This is a genomic window from Ignicoccus islandicus DSM 13165 (genome assembly GCF_001481685.1).
Classification (GTDB): Archaea; Thermoproteota; Thermoprotei_A; order Sulfolobales; family Ignicoccaceae; genus Ignicoccus; species Ignicoccus islandicus.
On sequence record NZ_CP006867.1, the window covers coordinates 1140037 to 1155705 of the forward strand.

Annotated in this window: 16 protein-coding genes; 11 read left to right on the forward strand and 5 right to left on the reverse strand. The window is 45.8% G+C overall.

Annotated features, from left to right (window positions below):
* Window positions 1-7: 7 nt before the first annotated feature.
* A complete protein-coding gene (locus EYM_RS06345; protein WP_075050225.1) occupies window positions 8-1978 on the reverse strand; it encodes a DNA topoisomerase I in 1971 nt (656 codons plus the stop codon).
* A gap of 98 nt (window positions 1979-2076) precedes the next feature.
* On the opposite strand from EYM_RS06345, the gene EYM_RS06350 reads away from it, so the two are divergent.
* The 10 genes from EYM_RS06350 to EYM_RS06395 all read left to right on the forward strand — a co-directional run bounded on the left by EYM_RS06350 (window position 2077) and on the right by EYM_RS06395 (window position 10325).
* Complete coding sequence (locus EYM_RS06350; RefSeq protein WP_075050226.1) at window positions 2077-3060, forward strand: hypothetical protein; 984 nt, start codon at window positions 2077-2079, stop codon at window positions 3058-3060.
* A 101-nt stretch (window positions 3061-3161) separates the two neighbouring features.
* Entirely contained in the window at window positions 3162-4247 is a 1086-nt protein-coding gene (locus tag EYM_RS06355) for an LVIVD repeat-containing protein (protein ID WP_157058792.1), read from the forward strand.
* Window positions 4248-4586: 339 nt separating this feature from the next.
* Window positions 4587-5051: a 30S ribosomal protein S19e gene (locus EYM_RS06360; protein WP_075050229.1), complete on the forward strand. Its 465-nt coding sequence runs from the start codon at window positions 4587-4589 to the stop codon at window positions 5049-5051.
* Window positions 5048-5416: a DNA-binding protein gene (locus tag EYM_RS06365; protein ID WP_075050231.1), complete on the forward strand. Its 369-nt coding sequence runs from the start codon at window positions 5048-5050 to the stop codon at window positions 5414-5416. Before EYM_RS06360 ends, EYM_RS06365 begins: the two co-directional genes overlap by 4 nt.
* Window position 5417: 1 nt before the next feature.
* On the forward strand, window positions 5418-5576 hold the full coding sequence (locus EYM_RS06370; protein ID WP_075050232.1) for a 50S ribosomal protein L39e: 159 nt from the start codon (window positions 5418-5420) through the stop codon (window positions 5574-5576).
* Between the two features lie 11 nt (window positions 5577-5587).
* A complete protein-coding gene (locus EYM_RS06375) occupies window positions 5588-5890 on the forward strand; it encodes a 50S ribosomal protein L31e (RefSeq protein WP_075050234.1) in 303 nt (100 codons plus the stop codon).
* A 5-nt stretch (window positions 5891-5895) separates the two neighbouring features.
* Entirely contained in the window at window positions 5896-6576 is a 681-nt protein-coding gene (locus EYM_RS06380; protein ID WP_075050235.1) for a translation initiation factor IF-6, read from the forward strand.
* A gap of 1 nt (window position 6577) precedes the next feature.
* Window positions 6578-8059 (forward strand): B12-binding domain-containing radical SAM protein, encoded by a 1482-nt coding sequence (locus EYM_RS06385; protein WP_075050237.1) that lies wholly within the window; start codon window positions 6578-6580, stop codon window positions 8057-8059.
* On the forward strand, window positions 8026-9156 hold the full coding sequence (locus EYM_RS06390; RefSeq protein WP_075050238.1) for a DUF763 domain-containing protein: 1131 nt from the start codon (window positions 8026-8028) through the stop codon (window positions 9154-9156). Before EYM_RS06385 ends, EYM_RS06390 begins: the two co-directional genes overlap by 34 nt.
* A complete protein-coding gene (locus EYM_RS06395; RefSeq protein WP_075050240.1) occupies window positions 9120-10325 on the forward strand; it encodes an RsmB/NOP family class I SAM-dependent RNA methyltransferase in 1206 nt (401 codons plus the stop codon). Before EYM_RS06390 ends, EYM_RS06395 begins: the two co-directional genes overlap by 37 nt.
* On the opposite strand, the gene EYM_RS06400 is transcribed toward EYM_RS06395, so the two are convergent.
* Both EYM_RS06400 and EYM_RS06405 read right to left on the reverse strand, forming a co-directional pair.
* Entirely contained in the window at window positions 10315-11088 is a 774-nt protein-coding gene (locus tag EYM_RS06400; RefSeq protein ID WP_075050241.1) for an ATP-binding protein, read from the reverse strand. The two genes, EYM_RS06395 and EYM_RS06400, sit on opposite strands and share 11 nt — an antisense overlap.
* A gap of 101 nt (window positions 11089-11189) precedes the next feature.
* Window positions 11190-12011, reverse strand: a complete 822-nt coding sequence (locus tag EYM_RS06405) for a CRISPR system precrRNA processing endoribonuclease RAMP protein Cas6 (protein WP_075050242.1) — start codon at window positions 12009-12011, stop codon at window positions 11190-11192.
* 325 nt (window positions 12012-12336) lie between these two features.
* On the opposite strand from EYM_RS06405, the gene alaS reads away from it, so the two are divergent.
* On the forward strand, window positions 12337-15000 hold the full coding sequence (alaS, locus tag EYM_RS06410) for an alanine--tRNA ligase (RefSeq protein WP_075050244.1): 2664 nt from the start codon (window positions 12337-12339) through the stop codon (window positions 14998-15000).
* On the opposite strand, the gene EYM_RS06415 is transcribed toward alaS, so the two are convergent.
* Together EYM_RS06415 and EYM_RS06420 are read right to left on the reverse strand one after the other, a co-directional pair.
* Window positions 14987-15421: a hypothetical protein gene (locus EYM_RS06415; RefSeq protein WP_075050246.1), complete on the reverse strand. Its 435-nt coding sequence runs from the start codon at window positions 15419-15421 to the stop codon at window positions 14987-14989. The genes alaS and EYM_RS06415 overlap by 14 nt on opposite strands.
* The gene (locus EYM_RS06420; protein WP_075050247.1) at window positions 15418-15627 is read right to left on the reverse strand and encodes a hypothetical protein; all 210 of its coding nucleotides are present in this window, start codon (window positions 15625-15627) and stop codon (window positions 15418-15420) included. Before EYM_RS06420 ends, EYM_RS06415 begins: the two co-directional genes overlap by 4 nt.
* Window positions 15628-15669 lie beyond the last annotated feature (42 nt).

The following is a 15669-nucleotide window of genomic DNA, read 5'->3' on the forward strand; positions in this document are numbered from 1 at the left end:
GAAGTTCTCAAGGAGAGGTTTTAGGAGTATTTCCTAAAACGTATGTCGCAACTTCCCTAACGTAAGTTCCGAAGGATTTCCCTTTGGAGGCCTTTTCCAAGTACTCCCTCCAACTCAGTCCCATCCTCTCTTTCCAAACGGGATAGACTGACTTAAGGTTGCTTAGAGCGATTTCGTGGACCTCGCAGAACTGCCCGACTCTGGGTCTACCGCATATCGGGCAAGGGTTAGAGGGCTCTAAGTCCCCTAGTGAGTAAGCCAAGCTTAAACCGACTTCCCCTAGCCTCGGTAAATACTTTGATATCAACCTCTTCAACTCGCTCTTCGCCTCCTCTACTACTTCTTCCCTCTTCCTCTTACCAAGCCGCACGTTCTCCATCTCGATTTCGAACTTCCTCGTTAATTCAACGCTCGTCAACTCGGGGAAGAAGTTCAGCAGGACGGAGGCAACTGCTATACCCAAGTCAGTCGCGTAGACCTTACCCTTCAAGTCCCTCAAGTAACCCCTCTTAAACAACGTCTCTACTATCCTGGCCCTCGTAGCTTCAGTTCCAATTCCAACCTTCTCCATCCATTTAACAAGGCTCGCCTTAGTGTACCTCTCGGGCGCTTTAGTCAATTGCTGTCTCAAGGAACAACTTACCTCAACGACCTCGCCCTTCGAGAAGTCAGGTAATTCCTTCTCTTGAGGTGCAGAGAATGGGTAATATAAGCTCCATCCCTTCCATAAGGTTCTCCTTCCGGTAGCCTTCACCGTTACCCCATTGACTTCCAATTCTACAGTTACTACCTCGTATTTGGCTTCGGTGGCCATAGTAGCCATGAAGCGCCTCACTATTAGGTCGTATATCATTGCATGTTCCTTATCGAGACCACTTGGGACTTTACCGGTAGGGTAAATGGCCGGATGCGCTGGATCGTCTTTCGGGCCGTTATTAGGTTGGAGGACGCCCTTCGTTTCCTTAATTAGTGCATAAACGTACTTCGAATACTGCGACTTCTTTAATGCGTCTAGTATTCCCCTCAAGTCTAAGTCCTTCGGATACTTCTGGCTATTAGTCCTTGGATAAGAGATATATGCGTCTAGATACAAGTCTTCAGCTATTTTCTGTGTCTTGGCTGGTGAGAAACCGAACAGCCTGGCGGCCTCTTGCTGCAAATCGGGAAGGTTGAACGGGTGAGGCGGTCTGAGCCTCTCAACTCTAGAAACGACGTCTCTAACCACGCCTCTATTGCACTTGCTTTTCCATGAGAGAGTCTCGCTCTTCTTCTCGAACTTAATAGATGGTTCAAACGTAACTCCCTTTGACGAAATTGTAATTGAAAAGTAGGGTAACGGAACGAAGGTACCGATCTGAAGTTCCCTCTTGACGGCTTCCAGTAAGGTCGGGCTCTGCACCCTTCCGGCCGATAAACTCTTCGATCTCCCGGTTGCCTCCCTATAGGCCCTCATTAACGCCCTCGAGACGTTTATTCCCCAGAGCCAGTCCAGTTCGTGTCTCGTTAGTCCGGCCTCCACCATTTCCCAATCTAACGGTCTCAAGTTCCTCCAAGCTCTCCTCAGCTCTTGGGGAGTCAGTGCGTGAAAGACCATTCTCCTTGCCTTTCGCAAGTCGCCTAAGTTCTTGATTACCATAAAGCCAATCACAGATCCTTCGATATCGTAGTCACATGCATTAACGTATAGAGAAGCTCCTTTGGCGACCTTACCTAGGACTAAAAGGAACTTTTTAGTATGGGAGGAACTTTTATCTATCTCGTACAAGGGTTTCCACTCGTATGAGTAGATGGGGAACGAATTGGACTTGGCAGCTATTCCGTACAAGTGGCCCGCCGCAGACGCTACTATTATTTTAGTTCCATTAACAACTTCCCAATAAGGAACGTTGTATAACTTCTTCTTTTTCGGAGTGCCGAGGGCCGAAGCTATCTTTTCGGCCGCCTTAGGCTTCTCGGCTATCACCAGTACGTGATTCAAAGCGGTCTTCCATAACCCCGATTGGGTCCAAGGGCTCTTGAAGGGATGGGCTCCTTACACTTAATCCTCTCTACTGATTCCAGTCCTGGAGAATTACGTTGAGGGGCTCCTACGAAGCCGTAGTATCGAAGGTCCTAGTAGCTTTCTCGCTAATAGTTTTCGCAATCGGTTACGTAGTGAGCGTGGCGAAACTCAATTGGCTCCATATAGACTTGATGAAGAGCGCTTTGGTGCTCTTCCCTCATGGCGTAGCAATAGCATACGCTAGCAGTTTGAGTAAGAGAAAGGAATTGTATAAGCTACACTTACTTAGCTTACCGTTGATAGCTCTCCCGTTCTCATATGACATAGTTAGATACTACCTTATAATAGTATCAAGCTACTTCGTTCCCTTTACCTTACTCTCGTCTAAGGATTGGAAAGGGCCCTTCAAGCGGTCGCTGGAGTTAGTTGCCGTTTCGTACTTAGCTTTAGCGTTATATTCAGCGATTCGCGCTAACGATCCCTTCATAGATGGCGTTAGGCTCTTGGTTTACCCAATAACTTTAATTTACGCAGTGTCTAGCCAGTCCTTCCCGAAAACGTTTGGAGACCAAGCCCATTGGGGCTTGGTCTTTACGTCTTCTGTATTAGCGTTCTCAATTCTGCTTTACCCAAATCCTGCCTCCGTATTGACCGTCGCTTCCTTGTTCCTATATCTCGTATCAATCAAACTTTACAAATTTAGAGAATATCTAGCGAAAGTGGAAAGCATGAAGGACAAGCCGATTCCGTACAGAGCGAACAGGTACTTCCTTTACGGTCATTTATGGGTAATCGTATCTACCTTAGCTCCTTTGCTTTACTTCAATTCGCCCCTAGCGTTCCTCCACTCGCTAGTCCTAGGTTTCATTTCGCTCCATATATTCATACACTTCCCGTTAATGGTTCCAATTATACTCAGAATAAGGAACGCTAAGAGGTACAACCAGTTGCCTTATCCCTTTGCGATCATATCGGCGTTCGTTTGGCCTTTCGCGAAAGATTTAGCGTGGATTTCCTTCTTAGTGGGTTTCGCTCTACTACTGCGAATAGTCCTTTGATCTCGTCCAAGCAATTTAAATCTCCTCTCCGACTACTAGTTTAAATTCCATACCTCGAAACACCATTACCCCTATCGCACTGTAGTATAGATATATATACTATGAATTCGAAATATAGTAACTGCTGGTTAGAGATGTCTTTCAAAGCGTTTACGCTAACTTTGGCTCTACTACTAGTTTCTAGAGCGATGAGCCTATCCGAATTGTGGAGTTACAACAGTGCAGGTACCGCCACAAGCCTAACTTTTTCGGAAAACGGAAACTTGGGAGTTTCCTCTTTGGACAGTTGCGCTTACGTGTTCGATCAAAATGGCAACTTGTTGAACAAGACGTGTGGATGTTGGAATTGCTATATGGGAGACGTCTCCTACTGCTGCGGGAAATTCGGTTTCATTAACGAAGATAACAAAGCCTACATTTTCTACGAAAACGGGACGCTGTGGAAGAAGGTAGATGTAGGTTCACATTACTATCACAGTGCAATCACAATACACTCTAACGGCTTCATTGCTTGTAGGAGCTACTGCGCTTACCTTTACTTTAATGGAACAAGGAAATGGAACGTATATGTTGGATACGTTGAGAACGGTCCTAGTATTCACGCTAACTACGTTTACGCAGCTGATATTAATGGGAAAAGTCTCTGCGTCCTCAGGCTCTCCAACGGCGCTAAAGTAAAGGAAATAAGTTACAATGAATTCGTTTACGACACTGCTACCTGCAGTAATTACTTGGCAGTTTCAACTTTACATCACCTTTACCTCTATGACCTATCTGACCCCGTTAACCCTATTGAGCTCTGGAGTAGTGAGGGACTTAACTATGCTATTCATATCACCTTCTCGCCGGATTGTAGGTACATAGCTGTTGCTGATTACAACAACAAGAAGCTCAAGATATTCGATATACGAGGTGAGCTAGTATTAGAGAAGGGATACCCTAACGAAGTCTATAGCGTCGCTTGGTGGAACGATAGAATTGCGGTCGGATTAAACAGTAACGAATTCCGCGTTTACAAGATTGTCTTTGATCAAATCCAGAATACAGCTACAACTATTAGCACGTCTACTGAGAGTGAGAGTACCCAAGCTTCTGAAAGCGTTGATGAAACGGGAACTCAAATACCCCTTGTAGCTCTGGCAGTTCCCGTGATTATTACACTCGGGAGAAAACTCAAATTGCTGTAATAACATCACACCTTGTTCAATTTATGTTCAATTTATTTTACCACACACTTTTTCGAGAAACTAGGAAACGCATCGCTTAGTATACGTTCGTATTAAATTGCCTAAGGTGTCTCTAGAAGGCTCTGACTTATTACGCTAGATAACCTATCATTAGGAACTGTCTCTTACCATTTATTATCAAAGCGTTCTGCTAATTAGCTCTCTGGAACCTTCTTCCTCATAAGCCCTCTGTTTCTATAAGGTTTGGAAACTATTATGGTTTCGAGAACGCGTAAATATTACAATGGCAATTCCAAGCAATTTAAATCTCCTCTCCGAATTGCACATGGGGGTTGAGCAATGATAACTCCAAAGGAAGTTCCACCGGATAGATTCAACCAAAAGCTAGCTATGTACCTTAAGGAGAAGTTCCCGGAAATAAGGCCTCCTGAGTGGGCTATGTACGCTAAGACCGGCCCTCATAAGGATAGGCCTCCTATGGACGTAGACTGGTGGTACTATAGGGCAGCAAGCATATTAAGGAAATTGTATATCAGTGGAGAGCCAATAGGAATAGAAACGTTCAGGACCATTTACGGAGGCAGGCAAAGGAGAGGCGTGGCTCCTGCGCACTTCAAGAAAGCCGGAGGATCTCATATAAGGAAAATACTCCAACAACTCGAGAAAGTTGGTTTAGTAAGGAAGACGAAGAACGGAAGAGTCCTAACTCCTGCTGGAAGGAGCGTTCTAGATCACGTTGCCTACTACACCTTCTTGGAAGTCGCCCAAGAGATGAAGGAGCTGGAGAAGTACCTCGGGAGGTGAACGCCGTTTTGAGTATTGACGAAAGGGAGTTAGAGGAACTCAAGCGGCGAAAGTTAATGGAACTTCAAAGGGAGCTGGAGAGCAAGAAGGCGGAAGAGCAGAGGAGAGCGAAGGAAGAGCTAATAAGAGAAGAAATATTGAGGAGGGCGCTAACCTCCGAGGCGAGACAGAGGCTCGCTAACGTTAAGCTGGTCAGACCGGAACTAGCCATCCAAGTTGAGAATTACATTATTGCACTTGCACAAGCCGGCAGAATTCCCAGACCAATAACAGATGAAGAACTAAAGGAAATACTAGCTAAATTAACTGCCCATGAGAGGAGCACTGGCGGGAGAATAAACATCAAGGAAAGGGGGTGGAAGTGAGATGGCCCATTACAAGCACGTCGCGAAGAAATTAAGATTAGCTAAGAAGACTAAACAGAATAGAGCCCTTCCCGCATGGGTTACTTTAAAGACGAGGAGAAGGGTTATTGTTAACCCCGTGAGGAGATACTGGAGGAGGCAAAAGATAAAGAACGTGTGAGGTGAATGGTAATGCCAAAGGATAAGTCCGAAGTAATATATGTGATCAACTTGAACAGGATCTACTGGGGAAAGAGGGTAAACAGGGCCAAGAGGGCTATAAGGTTCATCCGCGAGTTCGTAATGAGACACACTGGGGCGGACGTAGTGAAGATAGACAACACAGTAAACAACTACGTATGGAGCAGGAGTATAGAGAAACCTCCTAGGAGAGTACCAGTATACGTAGAGACATATGAGGAAGAGAACGAAGAAGGGGGTAAAGTAAAGGTAGCTTATGTAACCTTAGCCAACGTTAAGAACGTGGAGGCCTAACGCTTATGGTAGATTTCGAAATTGAGAAGTTGAGCGTTTTTGGTAACCCGAACATAGGTGTCTACTTGTTTGCCAACAACCATTACGCAATAGTACCTAGTAACCTAGACGAGGACTCGGTAAAGATTATTGAAAGAACCCTGAAAGTGCAAGTAGTGAAGATCAGCGTCGTTAGTAGCCCATTAATAGGACTGTTCCTAGCCGGCAACGATCACGCAATTTTAGTTCCATATATTATAAAAGATTACGAGCTAAACGATCTCAGATCCCAAGTGGACATGAAAGTACACGTACTCCAAACGAAGCTCACTGCGCTCGGAAACGTAATACTTGCTAATAATAGTTACGCTTACGTACATCCTGAATTAAGGGACGTTAAAGATAGAATAAAGGAAATGCTTGGGGTCGAAGTAGAGGAAAAGGAAATAGCAATGATCCCAACCGTAGGAAGCGCCGCCGTGGTAAATAACAAAGGCGGCGTAATACATCCGGAAGCTAGCGAGCAAGAGGCGATGGAGCTAAAGGAGAAGTTCAAGTTATCAGTCGTAGGTACTGCCACGGTAAACGAGGGTATTCCCTACGTAAAGACCGGATTGGTTGCTAACGATAAGGGGGCATTGGTAGGAGAACAAACGACTCCAATAGAAATGGCGCACATAGAGAGGATCCTCTCGGGAAGGGAGTAGATTGAAGAACGTAATTAAAATAAATTTATGTAGGCGGAAGATAAGGGAGTTTAATCCGATATGGGCGTTCGCCCCTAGAAGGGGGCCCAAAGTAGCTCTCTTCTATCCTGCTCCTTACGAGGTCGCATCTCAGAGCTTAGGGTTCCAATTAGTTTACGCGCTCCTAATAGCCCATGGTATTAGGGCTGAGAGGTTTACTACTGACTCTTGTGGCTTCAGTCTGGAGACGAAAACCCCCATAAAGAAGTTCGACTTTATTCTAGCGTCTTCCTCTTTCGAAATAGATTACTTGTACCTAGCGGACTTCTTGAAGAGGTACAAGACTAACCAAAAGGTATTAGTAGGTGGTCTCTCTCCTATGGCTAATCCCATACCTTTATTCGACCTAGTAGATTACGTGGTGCTGGGCGAAGCGGAGGCAACTATACCGCAGTTGGCATCAGATTTCCATTCAGGTGATATAGAGCCAAGGGAGTGGCTAGTAAGTTCCACATCGGAAGGTGGTAAGAAGGCATGGATCGATTTGAAGGATGCTCCCTTGCTAGCTAGTCAGTTTCTCCCCTTAGATATAGATCCCCCTTGGGGAAAGGGCTTCTTAATTGAAGTAACCCGAGGTTGTCCGCACAAGTGTAGGTTTTGCATGGAAGGTTGGATCAATAAACCGTTTAGAGAGAGGGACTTGAAAAGCGTTATTAAAGTTTTGAGGGAAGTCGGCGAACCTTATGAGAAGGTAATTACTTTATCGCTGAGCCTAACGGATTACAACGATTACAAAGCGTACCTCCGGGAACTAGCTTCGCTCGAAGTAACCGGATCCGTTCCGAGCCTTAGAGTAGATGGAATAGATGAGGAAGCGGTCGAATTGATAAGGGCAATAGGTCAAAGAACCGTTACAGTTGCTCCAGAAACGACCCTTCCGGAGAAATCAAAGGTTCTAGGAAAGGGATTTAATCCTAGTTTCTTAAAGGAGAAAATTAACTTAGTCAAGAAAGTTCAACTGAAGCCCAAAGCGTACGTAATGATAGTTCCCGGCGAACACTTGGAAACGGCCAAAAAAGAAATAGAGAACTTGAAGGAGATTTTCGGAAAGGAAACTCACTTTACAGTAAATCCCTTAATACCGAAGCCTTGGACGCCTCTTCAGATAGCCCCAATCCCAAGCGATAGGGAGGAAAGGGTCTTAATATACTATAAGAAGAACCTACCTAACGCCGATTTGTATCCCATACGCTGGGCTAAATTGCAAGCAATCTTATCGCTCGCCACGAAGCCCGTGTTGAAGTACTTAGATCCGAAACTGCCGCCAAGCAAACAGATAGCTGAGCTCGCGAAGGTTATTGATTTAAGTGAGCTTCATAAATGGAGAACGGGTTGGGAACCTCCTTGGATGAATTTCGAGGTAGCGGACCCAAGAGAAGCATTGAGGCTGGGAGAGGAAAGTTACGAAGCGTGGAGAGAGGTTTTCTCGGAATCTCGGACCTAATACTCCACGGAGGCAAGGTCCCACCTCATTTAATGAAGAGAATGAAAGGTCTCTCCGAGGCCATAGTTAAGTTCATAGTAGATGAATACGGTCCAACGGAGTTAATTCAGAGGCTCTCCGACCCTTTCTGGTTCCAAGCGTTCAACAACGTTATAGGAATGGACTGGGATTCCTCAGGAAGTACTTCCGTAGTGATGGGTATACTTAAGGAACTCACGTGGAGGGAGGACCTCGGTTTCGTAGTGCTCGGTGGTAAAGGTAAGAACATGCTAAAAGTAAGAGAGGAAGCAGAGGAGGCCGCAAGGAAGTTTGACATAGATCCAATGGAGGTTTCGCTGTTCTCGAAGGTAACGGCTAGAATAGACTCTGCATTGCTTCAAGATGGGTACGACCTATACGTTCATTACGTAGCTCTCTCAGAGGACGCGTGGCTGACGGTACAACAAGGAATGGACCTTGAAAGGAAACTGGCGAGGAGGTATCACGTAACTAATAGGAATTTTCCATGGAAGAATCCTCACTCGGGGATTAGTGGGCTCAGGGGAGAGGCCTTAGATGTTTCAGCGCCTACTGGGAAGAAAGTTATGGAAGTAGGCGTAGAGGTAATAAATGAGGGGAAGGCGTTTTCCTTACTAAAGGTCGCCAGAGCCTCGTTAAAGGGACAGAGGCGTCTCGATGGTAGCTTCGTTATAGATCCCTCCAAGCTGAAGTACTACTATCCCGTCAGACCCACTAAGCAATTGGAATTAGCACTAGAGAAGATAGCTCAAGCCTCTCCTTCGTCTGCTGAGGAACTACTCTTAAGCCCCGGTCTCGGGCCCAGAGTAGTTAGGGCCTTGGCGCTAATAGCCCACGTCATTTATGGATACGAGCCTTCGTTTGACGACCCCGTAACCTTCGATCCCTTCGCTTACGCTTACGCTGTAGGCGGTAAAGACGGAATACCTTACCCATACGACTTAAATGTAGCAGACGAGGCAATAGGGTTACTGAGGGAGGCTTTGGAGGAATCGTCCATAGAAGTTAAGTTAAAGAAGGCTGCCTTAAAGAGGTTGAGCGAATGGATAGGAAGAACTCTAGGGGAAGTTCAGAGATAGTCCCGCTCGAGCTAGTAGCTGCCCGAGCTCTCTCTAGAGCTTTCAAAGGCTGGAACATGAAGGGATACTTAGAGAGAACTTACGCTAAACTGGGAATACCGGATAAGGCGAGGCCAGTAATTGTAGGGCTCATCGGGGGAACGGCGAGGAATTGGATGGTTTTATCTAAGGCATTGGGTATGCCTTACGACAAGCCTAGACCCTCAACTAGTTACTGGCTCAACTTAGTACTAGCTTACCAAGCGCTCTTCCGGAGAGTTCCGGCAGATAGGCTTGAGTGGGCTTTCAAGAAGTTCCCTAGAGGGACCTATCTCGAACTCTTGAAAAGCGAACCGGAGGACTTCCTTCGAGACCTAACTGGCGAGGAAAGGGAAAGGGTACACCTTAGCGTTCCCAAGTGGGTCTGGGAGGAAGTAAAGAGGGTTAGCGATCCCAAGAGGTTCGTTGAAGCACTTGATAAGAGGAAGGGCTTTTGGGTTAGAGTGAGGGACCCTTCGATAATCCCTTACCTTAGAAGGAAATTCCTAATAAGGGAAGGACCTTTTGAAGACTCACTGTACCTAGTTGGTCCAAAGAGAGATCTAATAAGAGAAAAACTTCACCCGAATAAGGTTGTAATAATGGAGCTCGCATCAATGAGTATTGCCTACCTAGCTAAGGGTAAGAGGGTACTCGACTTAACCTCTGCACCCGGCGGAAAGGCCTTTCACTTAAAAGATAAAGGCTTTCTCGTTATCGCCAATGATATAGATCCAACCCGCTTCTACTTTCCTGTAGAGAGAGTTGTTAGCGATGCGAGGTTTCCTCCGTTCATTAAGGCATTCGATACGATAATATTGGACCCGGACTGCAGTAGCATAGGGAGGCTGAATTCCCCCGAAACTCGAATACTCCTTCCCGTAGTCAACAAAAGAAAGCTCAGTGCTTATCAAAGAGAATTGATAAAAGGAATGCTTAAATTAGTAAGAAAGGGAACTAGATTGGTATATTCCACTTGTACGGTAACGTATGAAGAAAACGAGGCGCATTCCCCAGTTCTAGAAGAGGTAGCTGAACCAATAGATGTTGATATCGCCCTTCCTAGAGGAAGAAAAGGGTGGAGGCATTACTTACCTGACGTTCACGAAACTATAGGATTTACCTTCGCCGTTTTCGAGGTCACCTCCTAGCCAGCGCTTCCACCACTTTGCCCAGCATGTCCGTTACCAACTTCATCTGGGAGTTCAATCCCGCCATTCCCGCCTTCAATTCGTCGATCGATTGCTCTATGTCGTCCATCCTCTTGTTTAACCTCTCTTCCATGAGCTTCATCTCTTCCCGTAATTGATCGATCCTCCTATTGGTCTCATCTATCCTACCGTTTAGTTCGCTCCTAACGTCATCTATCCTCCTATTGAGCTCTTCCTTCACCTCATCTATCCTCTTGTTTAACCTAGCTTCAACTTCTTCTATCCTCTTATTAGTTTCATCTAACCTCCTATTGGTCTCGTCTATTCTACTGCTTAGCTCACCTCTAACCTCATCTATCCTCTTGTTCAAGTCTCCCTTCAGTTCCTCAATCCTCATATTAGTTTCGTCTATCCTCCTGCCCAGCCTTTCTTCAACTTCCTCAATCTTCTTGTCCAGTCTCTTCTCTACCTCGTCAATTCTCTTGTTCAACCTCTCTTCAACTTCCTCTATTCTCTTATCAGTCTCATCAATCCTCTTCTCCAGCCTCTTCTCGACTTCCCTCAACTCCATCCTGTTGAGCTCCATTTGCTTGTACAAGCTATCGTAACTCACTTTGGTTTGATTAAGGACCATGAAGAGCAAAATGAAGTTCGCTTCGGAATCAGTAATGGGCTTGCCAGCTCTGAGCTTATCGAGTATTTCCGCGAACTTCTGGGAAGCGTACTGGAAGGCTAGGTCGAGCAGTTGATCGGGGAGGGACAATCAATGTTCCCGAAGGGAGTTAATTGGGAGGGGAAGGTAAAAAGGTTGAGAGCGAGGTGAAAGTGGAGTACGAGGGTAGATCGTCTAGAAACATTACTGAATCAGATGCTCGCTATTTCAACGTCGCCGAAGCCCGCAGCTCTCCCGCTACCTACGCCTAGGAGGGCAGCGTGTTTCAGGACGGTCTTAACTACGTCGTTGAGCTCTCGAACCCAAAATAGGGCCGTTCCGGACAAGGCTGGGAGCCACTTGCCCTCATATAGATACCAAACTTTGCCTATGCTATGGAGAGTGGAGTGATCTTCCACTAGTCCCCTCTCGAGCGCCTTTAGCGCTTCAAAATACTTTTCCCTAAAGATCGAATAAACGTTAACTGAGAATAGGTGCGAAGGCGATGGGAGGAAGCGGCTCCTTAGGGCTTCCCCGGGCTTGTGCCAAGGATCTCTTAGAACGACTGGGCCCCTCATTTTAACTAGGATCGCCTCCCCGAAGTCCTTAGGCAAGCTTACTTCCTCTACCTTATATGTTTCCATCTCCACTAGCGCGCCTTTAAACTTGAATTTACAATGCGAGAATTCGTATAAGCTATCAATTAGAGCGGAAGGACCAGCTACTTCGAAGAACGTCTCCTCGGGAACTCTCACGAACTTCTTCCCTGAAGGTCTTCTATCCTTACAGAACGAACACTTAACTAGAGCTTTCGGGTATATGGGAGTTCCGTTGGGCCCGAATAGGGGCGTTACGTGAACCTCCTTGAGTCCCCCCTCTTGGCTCAACGGCTTCTCGAAGGATTCATTGACGCAAATTAAGTAGCTCTTAACAATTTTGCCGCTGAAATCGTCTAACTCCATTGGCGTGATCGATGCCTTAATTCTAACTCGCTTGTACTTTTCGAAGAGCTCTTTCTCGATCGTTTCAACCAACTTCCTCACCGAGTGCTCGGATCAGGTATTGGAGAATTCATTCGAAAATAGTATTACAATAAGGAATATATTAAGAGAAAGTAGGCTGATGGCAACGGAAATAAAGAACGACGAATAAACTTTGAAGGCGAACTCTCTTACTTGGAACCAAGATCGCTACCTTCCATAATTAGTTAATTGCTTCTAACTAAAAGGGAGTTCATAGAACGCAAACTACGCTTAACGCTTGAAATTCTAAATCAGTTATTTCGTAAATCGCTAACTCAAACCCTCTTCCAAACTATTTAATTTTCATCGATAGGTGGAGAGCAGAGGGCCGCTCAATTTGAGTGAGTACGAACTACAATTCTTTAAAGAGAATGGATTTAAGAGAAAGAAATGTAAGATGTGTGGAAACTACTTCTGGACTCTCGGCGATCACGAGGTTTGCGGAGACGCACCGTGTCAAGAATACGAGTTCTTCGATGTGCCTGTCAAGAGACCTTTAAGTTTATATGAAGCTAGAATGGAATTCCTTAAGTTCTTTGAGGAACATGGTCACGCTATCATTGAACCCAGACCAGTAGTTGCCAGATGGCGCGATGACTTATTCCTTACCATTGCCAGCATCGTGGTTTTCCAACCTCACGTGACCAGTGGGAAAGTTCCGCCTCCAGCGAACCCATTAGTCATTTCCCAGCCTTGCATCAGGCTCGAAGACATAGACAACGTTGGATTGACCTTAGGTAGGCACATGACCGGTTTCGAAATGGGGGGTCACCACGCCTTCAATTATCCAGATAGAGAAGTATATTGGAAGGAAGAGACGGTCAGACTAGCCTTTGAGTTCTTTACAGAAAGGTTGGGAATACCCCCCGAGCTGATAAACTTCAAGGAAAGCTGGTGGGAAGGAGGAGGTAACGCGGGGCCCTCCTTCGAGGTTACTGTAGCTGGTTTGGAGCTGGCAACGCTCGTATTCATGCAATACGAAGTAAAAGGAGAGAAGCAATACGTTCCAATGAACTTAAGGGTAGTTGATACGGGATACGGAATTGAGAGAATTGCGTGGTTCACCCAGAAGACTCCAACGGCCTTCCACGCGATATATGGAGATATGGTAAGGGAATTCCATAAGCTCTTGGGAGTAGAAGAACCTCCTAACGAGTTACTTTACGCGTTAGTCAGATCAGCTGGTCTCATGGATCCTGAAGTCCCGGAAACTATGGAGAGGGTGTATTCGAAGGCCTCTGAGAGAATTGGTATGAGCGTTAACGAGATCAAAGAAATACATAGGAAGGTGTCACTCGTATACCAAGTTCTAGATCATACAAGAACCTTAATTTGGATGTTAGGCGACGGTATAGTGCCGTCCAATACTGGCGAAGGTTACTTAGCCAGGCTCGTCATAAGGAGAGCACTTAGGTCTCTTTGGAAACTAAATAGCGACGTTAGTTTAGTAGAGTTAGTTAGGCTTCAACTCAATTACTGGAAGAATCAATACCCAAGGGCGTGGAAGAACAAGGACTATATCTTAGACGTCATTGAATTCGAGGAGGAGAAGTTCAAGGACACTCTCAAGAAGGGAGAGAGAATGGTAGAGAGGTTATTGAAGAAAAAGAAATCGCTCAGTTTAGAGGACTTGATAGTTCTCTATGATAGTCATGGAATACCTCCGGAAGTGGTGGAGGACGTGGCGAAGAGAGTTGGCGTAGAGGTTCACGTACCACCTAATTTCTATTCGTTAGTTGCACAGAGACATCAGAAGGAGGTTAGGCGAGTAAAGAGCGCAGAGGAGAAAGCGAAACTGCCTCCAGATATAATAGAATGGGCGAGAAGCCTCCCGCCTACCAGAAGGCTCTTCCACGAGGACCCTTACAAGAGGGAATTCGACGCTCGAGTCGTTGCGTTTAAGGATAAGTACTTGGTCTTAGATCAGACAGCCTTCTACCCTGAAGGTGGTGGACAACTCCACGACGTTGGAGTAATAATGAAAGGCAATAGTAAGTTCGACGTAGTTAACGTACAGAAGGTAGGTGACGTAATAGTTCACGAACTTAAGGAACCGTATGATGGAAGCGAAGGCGATCTGGTAATTGGAAAGATCGATTGGATCAGGAGATACACCCTAATGCGTCATCACACTGGAACGCACGTAATGCTAGCTGCCATAAGGAAGGTCCTGGGCGATCACGTATGGCAAGCGGGCGCTGAGAAGACTCCCGAGAAGGCCAGACTCGACTTCACCCATCACAAACCCCTTACTAAGGAACAGATAGAGTTAATAGAAAAAGAGGCAAATAGGGTAATAGACGAAAGGAGGAAGATAAGGGCCTTCACTTTACCGAGGAACGAAGCGGAATCCAAGTATTGGTTCACAATTTATCAAGGAGGAATACCTCCAGACAAGGAGATAAGGCTCGTAGAGATAGAAGGTTGGGACATTCAAGCTTGCTTCGGAACCCATTTAAGTAATACTGGGGAAATAGGTGCCTTAAAAATAATTAGTACGAGAAAGATCCAAGATGGGGTAGTAAGGGTTGAGTACGTTGCTGCTACCAGGGTGGCCGAGGAGGCCAGAAAGGCGGAGAACTTAATAGAAAGTTTGTCCGCCAAGTTGGGTGGCGACAAGGCATCTTTAATTAGTAGGCTCGAAAGTCTCCTAGAGAAGGAGAAAAAGGAAAGGGAGCTCCTAACTAAGTACAGGAAGCTACTGAAGGAGCTTTACTTAAATAAAGCGAAGGAACTAGGTAAGATTAAAGTAATCGAGTTAGACGTCAACGACAAAGAGCTCGCTCAAGAGATACTTAAAGAGCTTAGCGAAAGCGGCATAGCAGCTGTAATAATTGGTGAAACGGTCGAACTAGCGTCTAACTCGGACGTTGGCTTAGGCAAGCTCGTTAGAGAAATAGGAATCTGTCGTGGCGGCGGAAAGGGCACGAGAGCAACTGCTAGGTGTAACTCGCCCGAAGACGCTAAGAGGCTGGTTGAAGCGATCGCTAAGAGGCTTTGAGAACCTCCAACACTTTTTCCTTGAGGTCCTTACACGGCGGTACGCATTCAACTACTATCATTTTCTCCAAGAGTTCTGGAGCGAACACTTGGATACCATCTATTAGAGCTGAAATGTCTAAGTACCCAGTTAACGTAGCTCTGGCCAGAGTAGCGAGTTCGTAGTAATCCCTTACCTCTTTAGGCTTGGGTTTATACACGTAAACGCCGGGTTCTTTTCTCGAAAGGGAAACACCGACGAGTACTATTTCCTCTGGGTTCGCTTCTTTTATTAGGTCAACCACCGTTGGAGCGTCTGCTGAAGCGTCAACTACCTTTACGCCCATTTCCTCGAGCTTATCTTTGAGCTCTACTTCAAATAGATTAAGGAGAGCATAGGATTGCTCGTGAAGAGAGCTAGCTATGAAAGCTAAGACCTTCACTCCTCTTCCTCCAAAACGCGTTTCACTAACTCCCTCAAATCGCTTGATTTCTCAATACCTAGAGATCTAGCAATTTCTTCCAATAAGTCTTCTTCTCTATTTATTGAAGGTTCCCTAAAAGAGTAAATGTCCTTCAAAGTCTTCGCTGGATATACTAATTCCTCCACCACTTCCTCCAAACTTCTCCTTAACAAGTCGAAGAACATATCCACACCAAGTTTGAACTTCGATTGATATACTACAAAAAC